The following is a 3,250-nucleotide window of genomic DNA, read 5'->3' on the forward strand; positions in this document are numbered from 1 at the left end:
CCTGTCGCAAGCTCTATCAGTACCTGAATCGGGCTTCACTCGGCTAGCCGCACATCCGCTTTCACCCACAGATTCCGCCGACGAGCCATTTTTTACGTACTTCTGCACGCTGAAATTTTGGAGGTACCGCAAATGACCGCGATTTTCTTGTCCGTTCCGCAGGCCGTGCATTTTGCCTACTTAATGCGCGCATACCCGCCTTGCCCCGAAAGCATCATGGCGAAGATCATGCGGCAGAACGTCAAAGAGTCCGAGATATGGCACGGTAACAGGCCGAAAACAGTATCGTTCGACGGCCTGAACGCGCTTGAGGTGCATCAGTAGTGCACCAACATTCGGGACATGGTTTGCCGACTGCTGCCGATGGAAGAGTCATCCTGCTTACGTGCCCGGCACCGCTTGACAGAATATCACGACTACGTCAGCGGCGAGCGTCGTTATTACTTCGACCGCGACCGCACAGAGGCTATTAAGGCGCTCGCAGACTGGCTCATGCCGGGCCACGACGACATACCGCCGCCAATGATGGACTTGCTCGTCGCGCGCCACTTCTGCGACCGGCATCGGACGCCCATCACGATCCGCGAAGTGGCGGAGCTGTTCGGCAAGTCGCGCAGCACGACGCACCGCCGGTCGGACGAGATAGCCGACAGGCTCAATAAACTGGAAATGCGGGCGCTCGACCTGGGAAACACGGTCTACATACACCGGCACGCATCGCATAGCGCTGTTCCTACGTGAATGTGCCCCTTGCGGTTGTGGGACAAGGCCATTACATTTCAGCCACCGTGGAATCAGTCCCCCCTCACGAATAACGCTCGCGCAGTGCCTGCGAAGCCAAAGCGCCCATGTCGGCATCCCGGCTGCGGTGCGCTCGTCAATAACAGGGTCGGCCTTTGCCCTTTGCCCCCTGCACCTGGCACAGCACCGGCAGCAGGTCAACGCGCGCCGTGCCGAGCGCGGCTATACCGGCGCGTGGCGCAAAGCTCGTGCGGCCTATCTGCGAGCGCACCCGCTGTGCGAGTGCGACGAGTGCAAGGCGCTGGGCCGCGTACTGCCGTCGACTGTGGTCGACCACATCATCCCGCATCGCGGGGATATGACCCTGTTCTGGGACCGCACCAACTGGCAGGCGATGAGCAAGCCATGCCACGACCGCAAGACCGCACGCTTCGACGGTGGCTTCGGTCGACCCCGCCGCGAGTACGCACCAAGAGTGCCGCAAGCGGCCCGCAGCAGGGGGAGGGGGCGGGCAATCTCTGCATGCTGCACGGCGGTGAGCGCGCGTGAGCTGCGATTTTCTCCGACGCAATATTGAGTTCAAGGGGGCCGCGTTAGAACAGCCGCGGCGCCACCCTATCATCACTTCGAACTGTAAATTTTATCAATTAAATGCGCATAAGTATCAGGGCTGAGTCCAGATTTGCCGAGCCTTGCACGTAAAGTCTTATCTTTGATTTTATTAATTCCATTCTTGAGATCTATTAAGCCTTGTAATTTCGGAGATTCTTTTATGTCTTTTGGCTGTTGCTCCACAAGAACAGAGAGGGCATCAATTACGCAGCCAATTTGGTGTCCATAGCTGTGCTCGCGCGTAATTGCGCGCTCCATAGCTGGATCTGAACTATTCTCGTTGTTGATGATGGTTGTATTGTTTGTCGTATTGTTGTTCGTGAACCAGCCCGGTAAAATTGACTGATAGAGAGTTTCCGGTGCATATAAATGCGAAATCGCCTTTATCATCCCCGACATCGAATTGGCCAACTCATCAACGTTGTTAGCGGAACTGCTTTCATCATTTGTCGACATAGTTCGTGTCCCCATTTTTATCGTCATAGTGCGTTGGACAAACGCCCGTGACTAACAAAGTAGCGGATTGAGGTTGCATTGCTGAATTGAATCCGGCTTAGTTCGCGAGAAGTGCATTTCAAGTAGCCTGCTTCCAACGATACGCCAGCGATCGGGAATCATCCTCCCCTCAAACCGCGACCACCAAGGCTGCGATGACCGGGTCGGAATTACTCTGTCTGCTTTGATGCCCCTGGTAAATCGCAAGTCTCATGCCAAACTCGCGCAGCAGTTCGGAAAGGCGCTCTGGCGTGAACCGCGACAGGGGCCCATTGCAGCAGATAGCAACGCACCAGCGTTGAGTCCACACGGTTCTTAGACCCGCTAACAGAACGTCTCAACGAAGCGGGTGACGATCTAGTCGCAGACGGCTTTCGAGGATCGCGCGCCGCCGTTGAAGGGCTAAATACATGTTGCAAGGGAGACAGAATTGTCGTGATTGTCGGATTTGAGTGCAAGCGGTCTGCATTCCAGATCGCGGCGTCTACGTCCGGCGCATCACGCCGCGCGAGTGCAAGCGCCTGATGGGTTTTCTCGACGATTACACGCTTGTTCCCTATCGCGGCAAAAGCCTGCCGCCGATGGCCCGCGCTATGCCGCCCTCGGGAACAGCATGGCGGTACCTGTTTTGCAGTGGATCGGCAAGCGCATCGCCCACGCGATAGGAGCTTGAAACCATGAGCTATTCATTCAGAGTCCTGGCCGCGGGCAAGGACGAAGCAAAAGCCGCAGTCGAAGTCGAATTCGACAAGGTCGTCGGGAGCCAGCCCGTACACGCTCGCGACCGCGCCGCAGTGCTCGCCAACGCGAACGCCGTCATCGACCTACTCGACGACGACGACGCGAAGGACGTGTCCGTTACGTGCGGCGGGTACGTGAGCTAGCAGACCGCCGACCAGCCCGAAACGGTGCCGCTGTCGAGCTCATCGATTGCAGCCAGCGCCGGCTATGTCCCGCGCGACACGAACTAAGGCGCGGCCTGTGAGCATGCCCGAAGCACTGGCGGTCGAGTACCTGCCTATCGAACAGAAAATTCCGTACGTCCGCAACGCGCATACGCACAGCGAGGCGCGCAAATCGCCGGCAGCTTGCGTGAGTTCGGCTGGACTAACCCGGTACTCATTGACGGCGAGGGCACCATCATTGCCGGGCATGGGCGGGTGCTCGCTGCCCGGCAGCTCGGCCAGACGGTTGTCCCAGTCATCATCTCGCTTGCGCATCTCACCGAAGCGCAGCGCCTACGTGCTCGCCGACAACAAGCTCGCCGAGAAAGCCGGCTGGAATAAAGACCTGCTGAGTCTTGAGCTGGCTAAAGGCACCTCATTACACACAACTCCTGGCGGCTGGTGCGCCGCAGAAAGTCGTTTACGGTCAATGACATAGCGGGTGGGGTTGTAAACTC

General features: G+C 57.8%; 6 protein-coding genes and 1 pseudogene. 6 read left to right on the forward strand and 1 reads right to left on the reverse strand.

Annotated elements, in window-relative coordinates; all coding sequences use genetic code 11:
- Positions 1-132: 132 nt before the first annotated feature.
- From A3A5_RS0115570 to A3A5_RS44775, 3 genes are all read left to right on the forward strand, one after another.
- Complete coding sequence (locus tag A3A5_RS0115570) at positions 133-324, forward strand: hypothetical protein (protein WP_018311484.1); 192 nt, start codon at positions 133-135, stop codon at positions 322-324.
- A gap of 75 nt (positions 325-399) precedes the next feature.
- Positions 400-741 (forward strand): hypothetical protein, encoded by a 342-nt coding sequence (locus tag A3A5_RS0115575; protein ID WP_018311485.1) that lies wholly within the window; start codon positions 400-402, stop codon positions 739-741.
- Between the two features lie 325 nt (positions 742-1,066).
- Positions 1,067-1,318, forward strand: a complete 252-nt coding sequence (locus tag A3A5_RS44775; RefSeq protein ID WP_232431355.1) for an HNH endonuclease signature motif containing protein — start codon at positions 1,067-1,069, stop codon at positions 1,316-1,318.
- Positions 1,319-1,362: 44 nt separating this feature from the next.
- On the opposite strand, the gene A3A5_RS41575 is transcribed toward A3A5_RS44775, so the two are convergent.
- Positions 1,363-1,809, reverse strand: a complete 447-nt coding sequence (locus tag A3A5_RS41575) for a hypothetical protein (protein ID WP_081623912.1) — start codon at positions 1,807-1,809, stop codon at positions 1,363-1,365.
- A 527-nt stretch (positions 1,810-2,336) separates the two neighbouring features.
- On the opposite strand from A3A5_RS41575, the pseudogene A3A5_RS44780 reads away from it, so the two are divergent.
- The 3 genes and pseudogenes from A3A5_RS44780 to A3A5_RS45680 all read left to right on the forward strand — a co-directional run.
- Positions 2,337-2,521: pseudogene (locus tag A3A5_RS44780) on the forward strand (DNA cytosine methyltransferase); the annotation flags it as partial.
- A 4-nt stretch (positions 2,522-2,525) separates the two neighbouring features.
- Positions 2,526-2,732 carry a hypothetical protein gene (locus A3A5_RS0115585; RefSeq protein WP_018311487.1) on the forward strand — a complete coding sequence of 69 codons (207 nt, stop codon included), beginning with the start codon at positions 2,526-2,528 and terminating at the stop codon, positions 2,730-2,732.
- A 204-nt stretch (positions 2,733-2,936) separates the two neighbouring features.
- Complete coding sequence (locus A3A5_RS45680) at positions 2,937-3,134, forward strand: ParB N-terminal domain-containing protein (protein ID WP_369797781.1); 198 nt, start codon at positions 2,937-2,939, stop codon at positions 3,132-3,134.
- The last annotated feature ends 116 nt before the right edge of the window (positions 3,135-3,250 follow it).

The organism is Cupriavidus sp. UYPR2.512 (assembly GCF_000379565.1).
In the GTDB taxonomy this organism is placed as follows: Bacteria; Pseudomonadota; Gammaproteobacteria; order Burkholderiales; family Burkholderiaceae; genus Cupriavidus.

Coding starts and splice junctions, on each gene's coding strand:
- A3A5_RS41575 (WP_081623912.1), bottom strand. CDS start 1,809: ATGTCGACAAATGATGAAAGCAGTTCCGCTAACAACGTTGATGAGTTG.
- A3A5_RS0115585 (WP_018311487.1), top strand. CDS start 2,526: ATGAGCTATTCATTCAGAGTCCTGGCCGCGGGCAAGGACGAAGCAAAA.
- A3A5_RS0115570 (WP_018311484.1), top strand. CDS start 133: ATGACCGCGATTTTCTTGTCCGTTCCGCAGGCCGTGCATTTTGCCTAC.